Source organism: Streptomyces sp. NBC_00887 (assembly GCF_045207585.1).
Genome location: NZ_CP108788.1, coordinates 6,267,732 through 6,284,115, shown reverse-complemented (window position 1 = coordinate 6,284,115; position 16,384 = coordinate 6,267,732). Strand labels below are relative to the sequence as shown.

16 protein-coding genes are annotated in these 16,384 nt (G+C 71.1%); 8 read left to right on the top strand and 8 right to left on the bottom strand.

Annotated features, from left to right (window positions below):
• The first annotated feature begins 7 nt into the window (after positions 1–7).
• Positions 8–1,153, top strand: a complete 1,146-nt coding sequence (locus OG844_RS28795) for a threonine aldolase family protein (protein ID WP_406394191.1) — start codon at positions 8–10, stop codon at positions 1,151–1,153.
• A gap of 59 nt (positions 1,154–1,212) precedes the next feature.
• On the opposite strand, the gene OG844_RS28790 is transcribed toward OG844_RS28795, so the two are convergent.
• Positions 1,213–1,371, bottom strand: a complete 159-nt coding sequence (locus OG844_RS28790) for a hypothetical protein (protein ID WP_406394189.1) — start codon at positions 1,369–1,371, stop codon at positions 1,213–1,215.
• 104 nt (positions 1,372–1,475) lie between these two features.
• Here OG844_RS28790 and OG844_RS28785 point away from each other — a divergent pair, with 104 nt between their 5' ends.
• The gene (locus OG844_RS28785; RefSeq protein ID WP_406396289.1) at positions 1,476–2,588 is read left to right on the top strand and encodes a DUF5937 family protein; all 1,113 of its coding nucleotides are present in this window, start codon (positions 1,476–1,478) and stop codon (positions 2,586–2,588) included.
• 8 nt (positions 2,589–2,596) lie between these two features.
• On the opposite strand, the gene OG844_RS28780 is transcribed toward OG844_RS28785, so the two are convergent.
• Together OG844_RS28780 and OG844_RS28775 are read right to left on the bottom strand one after the other, a co-directional pair.
• Positions 2,597–3,274 carry a response regulator transcription factor gene (locus OG844_RS28780; RefSeq protein WP_329209783.1) on the bottom strand — a complete coding sequence of 226 codons (678 nt, stop codon included), beginning with the start codon at positions 3,272–3,274 and terminating at the stop codon, positions 2,597–2,599.
• An 18-nt stretch (positions 3,275–3,292) separates the two neighbouring features.
• Positions 3,293–4,501 carry a sensor histidine kinase gene (locus tag OG844_RS28775; protein ID WP_406394187.1) on the bottom strand — a complete coding sequence of 403 codons (1,209 nt, stop codon included), beginning with the start codon at positions 4,499–4,501 and terminating at the stop codon, positions 3,293–3,295.
• A 96-nt stretch (positions 4,502–4,597) separates the two neighbouring features.
• Between OG844_RS28775 and OG844_RS28770 the strand changes: the two genes are divergently transcribed.
• Entirely contained in the window at positions 4,598–5,611 is a 1,014-nt protein-coding gene (locus OG844_RS28770) for an SAM-dependent methyltransferase (protein ID WP_406394185.1), read from the top strand.
• 48 nt (positions 5,612–5,659) lie between these two features.
• Positions 5,660–6,802, top strand: a complete 1,143-nt coding sequence (locus OG844_RS28765) for an NADH-quinone oxidoreductase subunit D (protein WP_406394183.1) — start codon at positions 5,660–5,662, stop codon at positions 6,800–6,802.
• A 42-nt stretch (positions 6,803–6,844) separates the two neighbouring features.
• Here OG844_RS28765 and OG844_RS28760 read toward each other — a convergent pair whose 3' ends face one another.
• The 4 genes from OG844_RS28760 to OG844_RS28745 form a co-directional block, all read right to left on the bottom strand.
• Positions 6,845–7,873, bottom strand: coding sequence for a hypothetical protein (locus OG844_RS28760; RefSeq protein ID WP_406394182.1), 1,029 nt, complete (start codon positions 7,871–7,873; stop codon positions 6,845–6,847).
• 102 nt (positions 7,874–7,975) lie between these two features.
• Positions 7,976–8,956 (bottom strand): ABC transporter substrate-binding protein, encoded by a 981-nt coding sequence (locus OG844_RS28755; RefSeq protein WP_406394180.1) that lies wholly within the window; start codon positions 8,954–8,956, stop codon positions 7,976–7,978.
• 49 nt (positions 8,957–9,005) lie between these two features.
• Positions 9,006–9,680, bottom strand: a complete 675-nt coding sequence (locus OG844_RS28750) for an ABC transporter permease (RefSeq protein WP_406394179.1) — start codon at positions 9,678–9,680, stop codon at positions 9,006–9,008.
• Between the two features lie 3 nt (positions 9,681–9,683).
• Positions 9,684–10,406, bottom strand: a complete 723-nt coding sequence (locus tag OG844_RS28745; RefSeq protein ID WP_406394178.1) for an ABC transporter permease — start codon at positions 10,404–10,406, stop codon at positions 9,684–9,686.
• Between the two features lie 131 nt (positions 10,407–10,537).
• Here OG844_RS28745 and OG844_RS28740 point away from each other — a divergent pair, with 131 nt between their 5' ends.
• On the top strand, positions 10,538–11,719 hold the full coding sequence (locus OG844_RS28740; protein WP_406394177.1) for an ABC transporter ATP-binding protein: 1,182 nt from the start codon (positions 10,538–10,540) through the stop codon (positions 11,717–11,719).
• A 42-nt stretch (positions 11,720–11,761) separates the two neighbouring features.
• Here the strand turns inward: OG844_RS28740 and OG844_RS28735 are convergent, their stop codons facing one another.
• Complete coding sequence (locus tag OG844_RS28735) at positions 11,762–12,883, bottom strand: alpha/beta hydrolase (protein WP_406394175.1); 1,122 nt, start codon at positions 12,881–12,883, stop codon at positions 11,762–11,764.
• Positions 12,884–13,026: 143 nt separating this feature from the next.
• On the opposite strand from OG844_RS28735, the gene OG844_RS28730 reads away from it, so the two are divergent.
• The 3 genes from OG844_RS28730 to OG844_RS28720 all read left to right on the top strand — a co-directional run bounded on the left by OG844_RS28730 (position 13,027) and on the right by OG844_RS28720 (position 16,232).
• The gene (locus OG844_RS28730) at positions 13,027–14,862 is read left to right on the top strand and encodes a phosphatidylglycerol lysyltransferase domain-containing protein (protein WP_406394173.1); all 1,836 of its coding nucleotides are present in this window, start codon (positions 13,027–13,029) and stop codon (positions 14,860–14,862) included.
• Between the two features lie 93 nt (positions 14,863–14,955).
• The gene (folP, locus tag OG844_RS28725) at positions 14,956–15,753 is read left to right on the top strand and encodes a dihydropteroate synthase (RefSeq protein WP_406396288.1); all 798 of its coding nucleotides are present in this window, start codon (positions 14,956–14,958) and stop codon (positions 15,751–15,753) included.
• On the top strand, positions 15,750–16,232 hold the full coding sequence (locus OG844_RS28720) for a nuclear transport factor 2 family protein (RefSeq protein ID WP_406394172.1): 483 nt from the start codon (positions 15,750–15,752) through the stop codon (positions 16,230–16,232). The genes folP and OG844_RS28720 overlap by 4 nt, the downstream gene beginning before the upstream one ends.
• The last annotated feature ends 152 nt before the right edge of the window (positions 16,233–16,384 follow it).

Below are 16,384 nucleotides of genomic sequence, written 5' to 3'. Positions count from 1 at the left end.
TCGTCCCATGGCAGTCACCGATGAGCAGAAGCAGCGGCACCGCAGGCTGACCGCGTGGAAGCGGTCCGGAAGGGTGCTCGCCCGGGCGTCCGCCGACCACACCCTGGGCGAGCGGCTGGCCGCGCTGGCCGCCGACGCGGGGTCGGTCCACGACCTGGACGAGTGGACGGATGTGTACGGCGACGGGGTCGTCGCCGAGGTGGAGCGCCGTACCGCGGATCTGCTGGGCATGGAGTCCGCGGTGTTCTTGCCGACCGGGACGATGGCCCAGCAGGTCGCCCTGCGCTGCTGGGCGGGGCGTACGGGGAATCCGGTCGTGGCGCTCCATCCGCTCTCCCACCCCGAGATGCACGAGGGGGGCGCCCTCACCTCCGTGAGCGGGCTGCGCACGGTGCATCCCACGTCCGCACCCCGGCTGCCCACGGCGGACGAGATCCGGGACTTCCCCGAGCCTTTCGGCACTCTCATGCTGGAGCTCCCGCTGCGCGACGCCGGTTTCGTCCTGCCCTCCTGGGAGGAGCTGGAGGCACTCGTGGCCGCCGCGCGGGAGCGGGACGCGGTCGTGCATCTGGACGGAGCCCGGCTGTGGGAGTGCGGACCCCACTTCGGGCGCGGTCTGCCGGAGATCGCGGCGCTCGCCGACAGCGTGTACGTGTCGTTCTACAAGTCCCTGGACGGATTGTCCGGGGCGGTGCTCGCCGGCCCCGAATCGCTGGTCGACGAGGCCCGGACCTGGCGCCACCGGTACGGCGGCCAGGTCTTCCAGCAGTACCCGGCGGCGCTCTCCGCGCTGCTGGGTCTGGAGCGGGAGCTGCCGAGGCTGCCCGAGTACGTGGCGCACGCGAAGGTCGTCGCAGGGGCTCTGGCCGGGGGTTTCGCGGACAGTGCGGCGCCCTGGTTCCGGGTGCATCCGGAACCGCCGCACACCCACCAGTTCCAGGTGTGGCTGCCGTACGGGACACAGGAGCTGGACGAGGCCTCGGTGCGGCAGGCCGAGGAGACGGGAGTGACGTTGTTCCGCCGGTGGCTGGCGGGCCCCGCGGGGCCGCCCGGGGTCTCGTACACCGAGGTCACGGTGGCCGCGCCGGGGCTGGAGTGGACGGCGGGGGACGTGCGGGAGGCGGTGGCGGAGTTCGTGCGGCGGCTGGGGTAGGGCGTGGACGGCCCGGTCCGCCGCGGCCGGGCTCTCCTCGATCGCCGACGGGGCACTCCTCAGGCGCCTCGCCTGTTCTGTCCCGCGGTCCAGGCGTGGAAGCGTCTGCGCAGTTCCCGCAGGACCTCCCGGTCATGGCGCCCGGGCGGCGGGGGCGGGGCCTCACCGTGCTGCGCCGCACGATAGCTGTCGAGCATGTGCTGCTGAACGATGTCCATGCATCCAGCGTGAACCCGTTCCCGGCACTCCGCGTGCCGATTGACGGCCCCAGTCAACCGGCGCCCCGCTCCGTCCGCGTACCCCGCACTATGGACGGGTGAGCGTGCACATAGACATCGCGGGCCTGCCCTCCGAACACATCCATTTCGAGACCTCACCCCTCGCCGAGCTGGGGCTCGCCCTGCACGCGCTCTCCGAGCCCGGGCACCATCCGGGCCACCACGGCTGGGCGACGGCGACCTCCGCGGCTCTCGAGCCCGACCTCGCCGACCGGCTGCACGAGGCCGAATTCCTCTGGCGCAACACCTTCTCCGACGTCTTCCTCCCGTTCGCCGGTGTCCGTGGCGGCGACGGCCGGACCGGTTCGAGCCTGGCCGAGGACCTGGACATCCTCGACAGGATGGATGACGAGCGGTTCGTCTCCGCGGCCCTGGAGTTCACGTGCGCGAGCCTGTACGGGACGGGCGCGCCGTCCCCGCTCTCCAGCGCCACGATGCGGGCCCGCGCGCTGGACATGGCATCGGCCAGGGGGCCCCAGCAGTTGGAGTTCACCCAGCAGCTGCTCGCCGCACCCGGCTCCGTACGCACCTGGGTGCGCCGCCTCTTCGAGGACTGCGACCAGGCCTTCTTCGCGGACACCTGGCAGCGGGTCCAGGTCCAGCTGGCCGCCGACGCACGGCACAAGACCGAGCTGCTGCGGCACAAGGGCCTCGACGAGGTGTTCCGCGCGGTCTCGCCCGCCCTGTCGCTCGACGAGGACGCGAGCAGGCTGATCGTCGACAAGCTGACCGTCGGCCGGACGAACGCCGCCGACCCGGCCGTCGGGACGGGGCTCACCCTCATCCCGACCAGCTTCGGCTGGCCCCATCTGATGGTGCTCCACGCCCCGGGCTGGCGGCCGGTGATCCACTACCCGGTGCACCGCCCCGAGCTGCCCTCCCCCGCCTCCGTGGAGCTGCTCCAGCTGCGGATGGGGGCCCTGGCCCATCCGATGCGGATGCGCCTGTGCCGCAACCTCGCCCGTTCCCCGTACACCACCGGCGAACTCGCCGACGCGCACGGCATCACGGCGCCCGAGGTCTCCCGGCACCTGGCGGTGCTCAAGAAGGCCGGTCTGATCACCACGCGCAGGCGCGGCCGGTACGTACTGCACGCGCTGGACCTGACCGTGGTGGCACGGCTCGGCAGCGACTTCCTGGAAGGCGTGCTGCGGTAGCGCGCCGCTCAGGCGCCCGACCCGCCGCCTGCCCTGACCAGGCCCGTCTCGTACGCGAGGACGACCACCTGGACGCGGTCGCGCAGGCTCAGCTTGGTGAGGATGCGGCCCACGTGGGTCTTCACCGTCGCCTCGGACAGCACCAGACGGGCCGCGATCTCGCCGTTCGACAGCCCCTGGGCGACCAGCATCATCACTTCCCGCTCGCGCTCGGTCAGCTTCTCGATGTGCTTGTGCTGCGGCTCCTTGCCGCTGCTGGGCAGCATCGGGGAGAACTGGTCGAGGAGCCTGCGGGTGGTGGACGGGGCGACCACGGCGTCACCGCTGTGCACGGACCGGATCGCCGCGAGCAGTTCGCCGGGCGGCACGTCCTTGAGCATGAAGCCGCTCGCTCCCGCCTTCAGGCCGGAGAACGCGTACTCGTCCAGGTCGAACGTGGTCAGGATGAGGACCTTGGGCGGATCGGTCTGCGCGCAGATGCGCCGGGTCGCCTCGACCCCGTCCAGCCGCGGCATGCGCACGTCCATCAGCACCACGTCGACGGTGGTGGACCGCAGGACCTCGATCGCCTCCGCCCCGTCACCCGCCTCGGCGACGACCTCCATGTCCGGCTGGGCGGCGAGCACCATCCGGAAGCCCGTGCGCAGCAGCATCTGGTCGTCGACGAGCATTACGCGGATCGTCATGAGGGTCCTGTCCTTGTGTCACTGGTTGGCGGGCTTGAGCGGGAGCAGTGCGCTGATCCGGAAGCCGCCGCCCGGGCGCGGTCCCGCGTCCAGCGTGCCGCCGACCATGCCGACCCGCTCCCGCATACCGATCATTCCGTGTCCGGCGCCGTCGGCCCCGCCGTCCTCGTACAGCTCGTGCGCGGCACCCCGGCCGTCGTCCTCGACCAGCAGCCCGAGGCCGTCGTCGAAGTAGACCAGCCGCACGCTGGCCCCGGCGTCCGGGCCGCCGTGCTTGCGGGTGTTGGTGAGGGCCTCCTGGACGATCCGGTACGCGGTCAGCTCGACGCCGGTCGGCAGCGGACGCGGAGTGCCCTCGATCTTGAAGTCCACCGTGAGGCCCGTCCGCCTCACCTGTTCGACCAGGTCCTCGATCTGCTCGACGTCTGGCTGGGGCACGTACTCGCCGCTCTCCCGGGTGTCGCCGGTACGCAGGACCCCGAGCAGCCGCCGCATCTCGGCGAGGGCCTGACGGCCGGTGCTGGAAATGGTCTCCAGTGCCTGCCGGGCCTGGTCGGGAGCGGCGTCCATGACATAGGCGGCGCCGTCGGCCTGAACCACCATCACCGAGACGTTGTGTGCGACGACATCGTGCAGCTCCCGGGCGATGCGGGCCCGTTCCGCGGCCACGGCGACCTTCGACTGCGCCTCGCGCTCGCGCTCCAGCCGGGCGGCGCGCTCCTCCAGCTGACTGAAGTAGGCCCGCCGGGTACGCATCGAGTCGCCGAGCACCCAGGCGAGGACGAACGGCACGGTCAGGACGACGACGACGAAGGCCGACTGCACCCAGTTGCCCGACGGGGAATCCTCCGGCCAGCGCAGCTGCGAGAGCCCCGCGGCGCCGAGACTGCACGCCAGGGCGAGCCGGGAGGCCCAGCGCTCCCCCACGGTGGACACGGTGTAGATGATCACCAGCATGGCGAAGTCCGCGACTCCCGGACGCACGTCGAGCAGCAGCTGTGCGATGCCCATCACGATCGTGAGCAGCAGCATCTTCTCCGGTGCGCGGCGGCGCAGCGCGACCACGGTGCACAGTCCGACCGCGATCGGTACGCCCGCGACGCGCTCGCTGCCGTCACCGGTCTGCTCGGCCACGATGGACATGCCGGAGAGCCCGAGGAGGAAGACAGCCCAGAAGGTGTCGACGCCCGTCGGGTGTCTGCGGATGAAATCGTAGAGGCGCTGCACGTAACCCAGCGTAGGTACAGGTGATCGGTACACGGGTCAGCCGAAGGGCCGATCCAGGTCCTGGGACCGTACTCCCCAAGGTGGAGACTTGCCTACGTGACGGATGACTGGTGCGGATGGCGGGAAGCGGCGGAGACCGCTTTGTACGGGGACGGGGGCTTCTACCGGCGCCCCGAGGGGCCGGCGGGCCATTTCCGCACGTCGGTGCACGCATCCCCGCTGTTCGCCTCCGCCGTCGCCCGGCTGCTCGTCGGCACGGCGCGCGAGCTGGGAACGGATTCTGTGGACCTGGTGGATGTGGGAGCGGGCCGGGGTGAGCTGCTGACCGGTGTGCTGAGGGCACTGCGGTCAGGGGCCGCAGGCCCGGGACTCGTCGTACGGGCCCATGCCGTGGAGCTCGCCCCACGGCCGGCGGGCCTGGACCCGGGCATCGAGTGGAGCGCCGAGCTGCCGCAGGGCACGAAGGGGCTGCTGTTCGCCAACGAATGGCTGGACAACGTCCCGGCGGACATCGCCGAGGCCGACGCCGGCGGAAGGGCCCGCTACGTCCTCGTCCGGGCCGACGGCACGGAGCGGCTGGGCGATCCGGTGACCGGGGCGGACGCGGAGTGGCTGGCCCGCTGGTGGCCGCTGACCGTGCCGGGTGCCCGTGCGGAGATCGGCCGGCCGCGCGACGAGGCCTGGACCCGGGCGGTCGCCTCGATGGCCGAGGGGGTCGCGGTGGCGGTGGACTACGCGCATGTACGGGGGGCGAGGCCGCCGTTCGGAACACTGACCGGCTTCCGGTCCGGCCGCGAGGTGCGGCCCGTGCCCGACGGGAGCTGCGACCTGACCTCGCACGTGGCGCTGGACGCGTGCGCGGAGGCGGCGGCGGCAGCCGACGGCGCGGTGGCCGAACTGCTGGATCAGCGGACGGCGCTGAAGGAGCTGGACATCAGCGGCGAACGTCCGCCGCTCGCACGGGCGTCGACGGATCCGGCCGGCTATGTACGGGCACTCGCGGCGGCCGGCGAGGCCGCTGAACTCACCGCGCGGGGCGGGCTCGGCGACTTCGGGTGGCTGCGGCAGCGGACGGCGCCGGGGCTTCGCCCCGTACCCCGGCCGGTCTGAGGGACCTGGGGCCGGGCCCCCGGAAGGGGAAGGGGGATACTGTCCCGCATGACGGAGACGACGGTCGGCATCGGCGGCGCGGCAGAGAGCACCGACATGGTGCTCAACATCGGTCCGCAGCACCCCTCCACGCACGGTGTGCTCCGGCTGAGGCTCGTCCTGGACGGTGAACGGATCCAGCACGCCGAACCCGTCATCGGCTACATGCACCGCGGCGCGGAGAAGCTCTTCGAGGCCCGCGACTACCGGCAGATCATCATGCTCGCCAACCGCCACGACTGGCTGTCGGCCTTCTCCAACGAGCTCGGTGTCGTGATGGCCGTCGAGCGCATGCTGGGCATGGAGGTCCCGGAGCGCGCCGTCTGGACGAGGACGCTGCTGGCCGAACTGAACCGGGTACTGAACCACCTGATGTTCCTGGGCTCCTACCCCCTCGAACTCGGCGGGATCACCCCGGTCTTCTACGCGTTCCGGGAGCGCGAGGAGCTCCAGGCCGTGATGGAGGAGGTCTCCGGCGGCCGGATGCACTACATGTTCAACCGGGTCGGCGGCCTCAAGGAGGACCTTCCCGCGGGCTGGCTGGGCCGGGCCAGGGACGCCGTCGCCTCGGTCCGCTCCCGGATGGACGTGTACGACCGGCTGGTGCTCGGCAACGAGATCTTCCGGGGCCGCACCAGAGGAGTGGGCGTGCTGTCCGCCGAGGCCGTGCACGCCTACGGGGTCTCCGGCCCGATCGCCCGCGCGTCCGGGGTCGACTTCGATCTGCGGCGCGACGAGCCCTACCTCGCGTACGGGGAGCTGCAGGACACCCTCAAGGTCGTCACACGGACCGAGGGCGACTGCCTGGCGCGCTTCGAGTGCCTCCTGGAGCAGACGCACAACGCACTGGACCTGGCGGACGCCTGCCTGGACCGGATGGCGGACCTGGCGCCCGGGCCCATCAACCAGCGGTTGCCCAAGGTCCTGAAGGCGCCCGAGGGGCACACCTACGCGTGGACCGAGAACCCGCTCGGCATCAACGGCTACTACCTGGTGTCCAAGGGCGAGAAGACCCCGTACCGGCTGAAGCTCCGCTCCGCCTCGTTCAACAACATCCAGGCACTCACCGAGCTGCTGCCCGGGACCCTCGTCGCCGACATGGTCGCGATCCTGGGGTCGCTCTTCTTCGTCGTCGGCGACATCGACAAGTAGCCGACGGGCGGCCACCCGCCGCCCTGCCCGCTACGGCTACGGCTACGAGGAGATCGCGCTGCGCAGCCGGACGACGTCCAGCTGTTCGGTCTCGTCGTGCGCAGTCAGGTCGATGACCTTTCCGACGGCCCGGTTCTCGGCGGTGCGCGTACGGTGCGCGGCCAGGGCCTCCTCGCCCACGACGTCCGCGAGGTCCTCGTTCTGCACGGACTCGATCGCGGCGTTGGCCTTCTGCGTACCGAAGAAGTCGAAGCTGCCCTGCGGGACGAGGTGGCGCCGCCCGCCCGCGTACGGGACGACGGCCGAAGCGACGGGTACGGAGCGCGGCGCACGCACGGGCGCGGACGGAAGCTGAGGTGCGGGGAGGGCGGCCGAGGGGCGGCGGTGCTGGTCACCCGCTCCGGCGGCCGCCGCGTGCTTCCCCTTCGGGCCCTCGCCCTCCGAGTCCCGCTCCGCCGCACGCTCGGCCAGGTCGCGCTGCCTGGCCAGCTCGGCCGTGCGGCGGGCCTCCTGGAGCGCGGCGTTGCGCGTCAGTTCCTGCAGGGCCTGGGCGGCGCGCAGATAGGCGGCCGGGGTCGGGGTCGACCGGGCCGTGGGAAGCTCGCGGGGTATCGCCGCCGCTTCGATGGCAAGCTGCCTGCGGCCCTCCAGGGCACCGGCCCGCTCCGTCTCGGCGTTCGCGTACCGGCGCAGCAGCGCGGCGTGTTCGCCCCGCAGGCCGGCCAGCTCCACCCGCTTGCGGCGCAGTTTCGTCTCCAGGCGGAGGCGCAGTTCCCGTGATTCCTCGAGGTCGGCCTCGAGTTCGGCTATGCGCTCCTCGGTCTTCCACTCGTCGCTGACGCGGGCCCGGTTCAGCTCCGCGACGCGCAACCCTGCCGCCCGGTCCCAGCTGCGCATCAGATAGGCGCCGCTGAGCGCGGCGCCCGCTGTCGCGGCCACCAGGACGCGCAGCGCCACGGGATCCGCGAGGAGCCAGGCTCCGGCGGCGCAGACGACCGACGCTCCGGCCACCACGGAAGGCGGCAGGATTTTGTGGAGGGGTGGCGAATGGCGGTGACGTCCACGTGGCATGGCCCGAAATTTACCGTGCGCACGGGTCACTTGGGAGGCCGCCCGGCAATCTGTTCCCGCCCGGTTACCTTGCGGCCCCTCAAATGACTGTTCCGCGGCCGTCTACTTCTTGATCAGACCCTTCGACTGCAGATACTCCTTGGCCGCATCGGCGGGCTTGGCGCGCTCCGCGTCGACCTTGCGGTTCAGTTCGGCGAGGTCCTCCGTGGTGAGGACATCGGTGAGCTTCCCGAGCGCCGCGGCGATCTCCGGAGCACCCGCGTCCTTGGCGTTGAGCACCGGCAGGACGTTGTCGGCGTTCTGGAGCTTCTTGTCGTCCTCCAGGAAAACCAGCCCGTACGCGTCCAGCACCGCGTCCGTGGTGGTCGTGAGGACAAGCTGGTCCTTGCCGTCCTTGACCGCCTGCTTGGACTGCGGGGTCCCGACTCCCTTGGGGTCGATCCCGGTGACGTCGATGCCGTACGTCTTCTTCAGTCCCGGTGCGCAGAACGGGCGGATCTCGCACTCGTCGCCCGCTGCGATCTTCACCTTGATCTTCGACCGGCCGAGGTCGGAAAGCGTCGTGAGCTTGTTCTTCTCGGCGAATTCCTTCGACACCGCGAAGGCGTTCTGATCGACCGCCTTGCCGACCGGGAGTACCTTGAGCCCGAGCGGGCCGGCGAGCTTCTCCAGGGCTGCGACGGTCGCCGCCGCGTCCCCGGATGCGACGGGCTTCTTCTCCGCCGCCGCCGCACCGTTGACCTTGGCATTGAGGAATTCGGCGATGGTCGCCGCGTATTCCGGGACGACGTCGATCTCGCCCTTCTCCAGCGAAGGTTCGTACAGTTCACGGTTCTTCACCGTGGTGATCGAGGTGCTGTACCCGGCATCGCCCAGGAGCTGTGCGTACAGCTCGGCGAGCACCTTGGACTCGGTGAAGGAAGCGGCGCCCACGACGAGCGAGCCCTTCTTGGAGTCCGCGCCCGCCGCACTGTCCGAGCCGCTCTTCTCCTTCTCCAGGCTGTCGCCGCCGCACGCGACGAGCGACCCGGCCAGCGCGACCACTCCGATGACCGCACTCGCTATGCGCGAGGTCCTGCTCATGTTGTTCTCCATCCGCGAAAGGGGTGTGCACAGTCCGAAAAACGCGCGTTCATGCCGTCCGGCGGCGGCGCAGGGGCGACAGCAGCCGGTCCAGCGCCACGAGTACCCCCTCCACCACCAGGGCAAGCAGGGCGACGAGTACGGCGCCCGCGAATACCTGCGCCGTGTCGTAGGTGTTGAATCCTGCGGTGATGATCCGGCCCAGGCCGCCCAGGCCGACCATGGCCGCGATCGAGGCGGTGGCGACCACCTGGACCGCCGCGGACCGCAGACCGGTCATGATCATCGGGTAGGCCAGCGGGAGCTCGACCCGCGCGAAGAGCTGCACCCCGGACATGCCCATGCCCCGGGCGGCCTCGATCACCGACCGGTCCACTTCCCTCATCCCGACATAGGCGTTGGTCAGCAGGGGCGGCACGGCGAACAGCACCAGCGCGATGATGGTGGGGACATAGCCGGAGTTGCGCAGTGGCGTCATCATGAAGAGGGCGAGGACGGCGAACACGGGGATCGCCCGGCCCACGTTGGAGATGTTGACCGCGAGCGCACCCCCCTTGCCCAGGTGCCCCAGGTACAGCGCGATCGGCAGAGCGATGGCGCAGGCGGCCACCAGGGCCACACCGCTCACGTACAGGTGCTCGCCCAGCCGGTGCGTCGCCCCGTTCTCCCCGGACCAGTTGGCTCCGGTGACGAGCCAGGTCCAGGCGTCCCCGATGACTCCCACGGGTCAGCCCGCCTCCGTCTTCGCGATGCCCGCGGGCACGGTCGCCGCCGTGGCGGGCGTCCGTACACGGGTCCATGGGGTGAGCAGGCGTTGCAGGCCGAGCAGCAGCAGGTCCGCAGCCACCGCGAGCAGCACGCAGAGCACGGAGGCCGTGAGCACCTGGGCCTTGAAGAAGCTGGGCAGCGCGTCCTCGATGAGATTGCCGAGGCCGCCCTTGCCGACGAGGGACCCCACCGTGGTCAGCGCGACCGTCGACACCGTGGCGATCCGCAGACCGGCCATCAACGCGGGCAGCGCGAGGGGGAGTTCCACTTCCCACAGGAGCCGGCCGGGGCCGTAGCCCATGCCCTGCGCCGCTTCCTTCGCCTCCTGGGGCACGGCCTCGAGCCCGGCCAGGATGTTCCGTACGAGAATGGTCAGCGAATAGAGCACCAGGCCGGTGACGACGAGGGCTGCGGACAGCCCGAACAGCGGCAGCAGCAGCGAGAACATCGCCAGCGACGGCACCGTGTAGAGCACCGTGGTCAGGCCGAGCACCGGTCCGGCGAAATGCCGGCCGCGGCGTGCGAGAAGCGCGAGCGGAAATGCGACCACGAGGCCGATCAGCACCGATGCCACCGTGATCCAGATGTGCTGGACGGTCGCGTCGGTCAACTCCTGGCTACGGGAGCGCAGATACTCGCCGCAGATCCAGTCGTTCGCCACCAGGCAGTTCTGCTCGGCCATCCGTCCCCCACCTCCCGTGTGCCGCCGTGGACTCGATCTCTGGCGACCCTATCCCCGAGCACCGACAATCGCCGAGGCTGTCGTATTCCAGCAACATGTCCTTCACAGAACCCGCGTCACAATGGGGAGTCATGATCCGTTTCGAGCACGTCACCAAGCGGTACGCGGACGGCACCACCGCCGTCGACGACCTTTCCTTCGAGGTCGCCGAGGGTGAACTGGTCACGCTCGTCGGACCTTCCGGCTGCGGCAAGACGACCACGATGAAGATGGTGAACCGTCTGATCGAACCGACAGAGGGCCGGATATTCCTCGACGGGGACGACATATCCACCATCGACCCGGTACAACTGCGCCGCCGCATCGGCTATGTGATCCAGCAGGTCGGGCTCTTTCCGCACAGGACGGTCCTGGAGAACACGGCAACCGTCCCCCATCTCCTCGGCTGGAACCGGGGAAAGGCGCGGGAGCGGGCCGCCGAACTCCTCGATCTCGTCGGACTCGATCCTTCCGTTCATGGCGGGCGCTATCCCGAGCAACTGTCCGGGGGTCAGCGCCAACGGGTCGGTGTGGCCCGGGCGCTGGCAGCCGACCCGCCGGTTCTGCTGATGGACGAACCATTCGGCGCGGTCGACCCCGTCGTACGGGAAAGGCTCCAGAACGAATTCCTGAAACTGCAGGCACAGGTACGCAAGACCGTGCTGTTCGTCACGCACGACATCGAGGAGGCCGTCCGGCTCGGCGACCGCATCGCCGTGTACGGGCAGGGCCGTATCGAGCAGTTCGACCCGCCGGCCACCGTGCTCGGGGCACCCGCGACGCCGTACGTCGCGGACTTCGTCGGGGCGGACCGCGGTCTGAAACGGCTCTCGGTCACCCCCATCGAGGAGAGCGACCTGGATCAGCCGCCGGTCGTCCATCTCGACGATCCGCTGGCGAAGGCGACCGCACGGCTGCGGGCCGAGGGTGCCCGCTGGGCGGTCGTGCTGGACGGCGCGGACAACCTGCACGGCTGGATCCCCGCGGGCGCCGTCGCGCCGGCCGACGCGGCGGGGACGGTCCGCGAGCACGCCCGCCGCATGGAGGCCTGGCTTCCGCTCGGCGCCCCGCTCAAGCAGGCATTCGCCACCATGCTCCAGCACGACGCGGGCTGGATCGCGGTCATCGACAAGGAGAGCACCGGCCGCTTCCTGGGCGTTCTCACTCCGGCCCGCCTCCACGAGGCGCTGCGCCGCTCGATCGACGCGGATGCCCAGGACCTTCCGCGTGCCGAGGTCGCGGTGGAGACCGTCGCGACGGTCGCTTCACCGTGAACCGCGGGGCCGCGGCCCCGTGCGGAGCCGGGAGCGCCGGGGTCAGGTCGCGCTGAGCCGGCCGCTCATCCACTCCAGGGCCGGAGGGATCTCCCGCCGCCAGGTGTTGAAGTTGTGGCCGCCGCTGTCGAGCACGATCGAGGACACCCTGGCGGGGGCCTTCACCCGGTCGATGAACTCCCGGGTGCCCCGCAGGTTCCCCTCGCCCTGCCGGGACGTCGTGACCAGGAAGGACGAGGCGGCCGGCACCCGGTGATCCAGGCTCCACAGCAGATCGGCTCGGTTGCGCGCCTTCCGGTCGCCGTGGAAGAGGTCCCCGGTCGTCGGGTCCTCGGCCGCCCTGTAGTAGGCCGACAGCCCGGCACTCGCGGCGAAGCGCTCCGGGTGGTGCAGGCCGAGCTTCAGCGCGCAGTAGCCCCCGGTCGAGTTGCCGATGACACCCCAGTTGCGGGCGCGGCTGCCGACCCGGTACGCCCGGGAGACCGCCTGCGGCAGGTCCTCGGCGAAGAAGGTCTCGGTCTGCGGGCCGCCCGCGATGTCCACGCACTCGGTGTCCCGGGGCGGTGCCACCGTCGGCCGCAGCATCACCAGGACCATCGGCTGCGCCCTGCCCGCCCTGACCCGTTCATGAGCGGTCCGCGGGTAGCGCAGGCCCTCGACCAGGTTCTCGGCGGTGCCCGGGTAGCCGGTCAGCACGACGACCGCGGGGAAGGTCCGCCGGGCGTGCGCCGGCTGGAAGTACTCCGGGGGCAGATAGACGTACGCCGGACTGTCGATCCGCGAAGCCCGCCCGGAGACGACGACCTTGTCGATCCGGCCCGCCACCGCGGGCCTGCCGCCTCCCGGCACATCGGGCCGCTGGGTGCCGACCCGGGTCACGCTCCCGGCCGCGGGCTCGCCGGCGCCGTGGTCGGTGACCGTTCCCAGGTCCTGCTTCTGCCCGAACAGATCGGCCCAGGAGCCGTAGAAGAGGAAGGAGTTGTTGGCCAGGAGACCGGCCGAGACGAAAAGGGCCAGCTGGGTCGCCAGCAGCAGTCCGATCCGGCCCGCCACCGCGGAGGCCGTGCGGGCGGCGAGCCGGGGCCAGAGCCGGATCGTGGCCGCGAACAGTCCGACGGCCAGTGATACCGCCACAACCAGAACGGCGTTGCTGGTGAGACCCATGAGTGAAGGTGGGCTTTCTGTGCGGGAAATTTCCGGAAAGGGGATGAACCCACTCCGCGGAAGCGTCGTCCTAGAGGGCGCACATCGTCCGTAGGGGCTTCGGCCGACGGACTCAGGAATCTCTCGCGGAGCCACGGGAAATGATGTCTGTCACGGTAGATGGGGATAAATCAGGAACGGTTCCGTATACGGCACGCGGGCGCAGGTTCCTGCGCGGACCGCGACCCGCGTCCGTACCGGCACTGGTGGGAAGCGCCTGCGCGGCGGTCGGACTGATCGATGTCGCCGCCGGGGTCTTCCCGCGGTTCCGGCACAGCCGGATGCACACCTTCGCCGAGGTGCTCCCCGGCGCCCTCGGACCGTTCGCCGCGGCGCTCTCGCTCAGCTCGGGCGTCCTGCTGCTCCTGCTCGCACACGGCATCAAACGGCACAAGCGGCGCGCCTGGCGGGCCGCCGTCGTCCTGCTGCCCGCGGGCGCGGTGGCGCAGTTCGTCTACCGCCACTCCCTGATCGGGGTGCTCGTCTCCCTCGCGCTGTGCTTCCTGCTGGTACGGCACCGGAGCCAGTTCGCCGCCCTCCCCGACCCGAGGAGCCGCTGGAGGGCGCTGGCCAACTTCGTCCTCCTCGGTGCGGGTTCGCTCGCGCTCGGCCTGGTCGTCGTCAGCGTGCACCCCGGCCGGGTCGTGGGGAACCCGTCCATCGCCGACCGGCTCCAGCACGTGCTCTACGGCCTCTTCGGTCTGGAGGGGCCCGTGGACTACGCCGGGGCGACCTCCTGGACGGTGGCGTACTCCCTGGGCGCTCTCGGTCTGCTGACCGCCGTCACCACGATCTACTTCGCCTTCCGTCCCGAACACCCGGCCGCCCGCCTCACCGAGGACGACGAGGCACGGCTGCGCGCCCTGCTGGCCAAGCACGGACGCCGCGACTCGCTGGGGCACTTCGCGCTCCGCCGCGACAAGGGCGTCGTGTTCTCCCCCAGCGGCAAGGCCGCCGTCTGCTACCGCGTGGTGTCCGGGGTGATGCTCGCCGGAGGCGATCCGATCGGCGACGTGGAGGCCTGGCCGGGGGCCATCGAGCGCTTCATGGACGAGGCCCGGGCGCATTCATGGACCCCGGCGGTGATGGGATGCAGTGAGACGGGCGGCGAGGTGTGGACCCGGGAGACCGGGCTGAGCGCTCTTGAGCTCGGCGACGAGGCGGTGGTGGATGTCGCGGATTTCTCCCTCGCCGGGCGTGCGATGCGCAACGTACGCCAGATGGTGAAACGCATCGAGCGCAACGGTTACGAGACCCGCGTCCGGCGCGTCCGCGACATCGGTGACACCGAGCTCGACCGCATCCGCGGGGCTGCCGCCGACTGGCGCGGCACCGACACGGAGCGCGGCTTCTCCATGGCACTGGGCCGGATCGGCGACCGGGCGGACGGCGACTGCGTCATCGCCACCGCCCATCTGGCCGAAACCGGTGCGGAGGAATCGCCGTACGGCGATCTGAAGGCGGTGCTCCACTTCGTGCCGTGGGGCGGGGACGGCCTCTCCCTGGAGCTGATGCGACGCGACCGCTCGGCCGACCCCGGCATGAACGAACTCCTGATCGTCGCCTCCCTGCAGGCCGCCCCCCGGCTGTCCGTCGCACGCGTCTCGCTGAACTTCGCCATGTTCCGCTCCGCCCTCGCACGGGGCGAGCGGCTGGGCGCAGGGCCTGTGCTGCGCTGCTGGCGCGGGCTGTTGATCTTCCTGTCACGCTGGTTCCAGATCGAATCGCTGTACAGGTTCAACGCGAAGTTCCAGCCCCGCTGGGAGCCCCGTTTCGTGGTCTTCCGCACCAGCCGTGACCTGCCCCGGATCGGTCTCGCCGCCCTGCAGGCCGAGGGCTTCGTGAGCCTCGCGCTGCCCCGCCCGTTCCGCGCCCGCCGCCCCCGCCCCTGCGGCCACCGGCCCGCGCAGGGCGCGGAGCGCGGCGTCCGCGCGGCCTGACGGACCCGTTCCCGGGCCTAGGCTGGTCGTATGAGTACGTTGCGAGGACGGGGCACAGTGCAGGGACTGCCGGAGTGGGACCGCTGCGCGGTCATGGGTGTCGTCAACGTGACGCCCGATTCCTTCTCCGACGGGGGCCACTGGTTCGACACCACAGCCGCGATCAAGCACGGCCTCGACCTGGTGGCCGAGGGTGCCGACCTGATCGACGTCGGCGGTGAGTCGACCCGCCCCGGCGCGAGCCGGGTGGACGAGTCGGAGGAGCTCCGGCGGGTGATCCCCGTCGTGCGGGAGCTGGCCTCCGAGGGCGTCACGATCTCCGTGGACACCATGCGGGCCCGCGTCGCCGAGCAGGCCGTCGCCGCCGGCGCGGCCCTCGTCAACGATGTGAGCGGCGGCCTCGCCGACCCCGACATGGTCCCGGTCGTCGCCGGGGCCGGTGTGCCCTTCGTCGTCATGCACTGGCGCGGTTTCAGCGAGTCGATGAACAGCAGGGCGGTGTACGAGGACGTCGTCGCCGAAGTGATCGCGGAACTGCGCACGCGCATGGACGCCGTGATCGCGGGCGGCGTCGCCCCGGAGAAGCTGGTGATCGACCCCGGCCTCGGCTTCGCCAAGGACGCCTCCCACGACCTCGCGCTCATGGCGCACCTCGGTGAGCTGCGCGACCTGGGCCGGCCGGTGCTCGTCGCCGCCTCCCGCAAACGCTTCCTCGGGCACGTCCTGGCCGGCGAGGGCGCCGCCCCACCGCCCGCCCGCGAGCGCGACGCCGCCACGGCCGCGATCTCCGCCCTCTCCGCCCGTGCGGGGGCATGGGCGGTCCGGGTGCACGAGGTGCGCGCCACGGCCGACGCCGTACGCGTCGCCCGTGCCGTCGAGGGGGCGGCGTGACCGACCCGCGCGAGGATCACGAAGAGGCCGCCGCCGACATCGAGTCCGTCGAGCAGGCCAATACCGCGTTCTACGAGGCGATGGAGCGAGGCGACTTCGACGAGCTCTCCGCCCTCTGGCTGCCGGGCGAGGACCTCACCATCTCCTGCGTCCACCCGGGCTGGCCGGTGCTCACCGGCCGCGGCGAGGTGCTGCGCAGCTACGCGCTGATCATGGCGAACACCGAGTACATCCAGTTCTTCCTGACCGACGTCGGGGTCGCGATGACCGGCGACACGGCTCTGGTGACCTGCACCGAGAACATTCTCAGCGGCGGCCCGGCCGAGGAGGGCAACTCGCTCGGACCGCTCGTCGGCCAGCTCGTCGTCGCCACCAACGTGTTCCGGCGCACGCCGGACGGCTGGAAGCTCTGGTCACACCACGGATCGCCGGTGCTGGCCGAAACCGGCGAGGAGGACGACGAGGAGTCGTCCTCCTGAGCGGGTGGATCTTCTTCAGTTGATTGAGCCCCCGGATTTCGGGGTATACGCGGCTACCGACGTCCGTGCGGTTCGGCCCGCATCCCCGCGCGGGCGGGCGCTGTCCGTGCTCGCAGGTAGATTCGAAAGAAGGCACCGTGCCGCCCGCACGC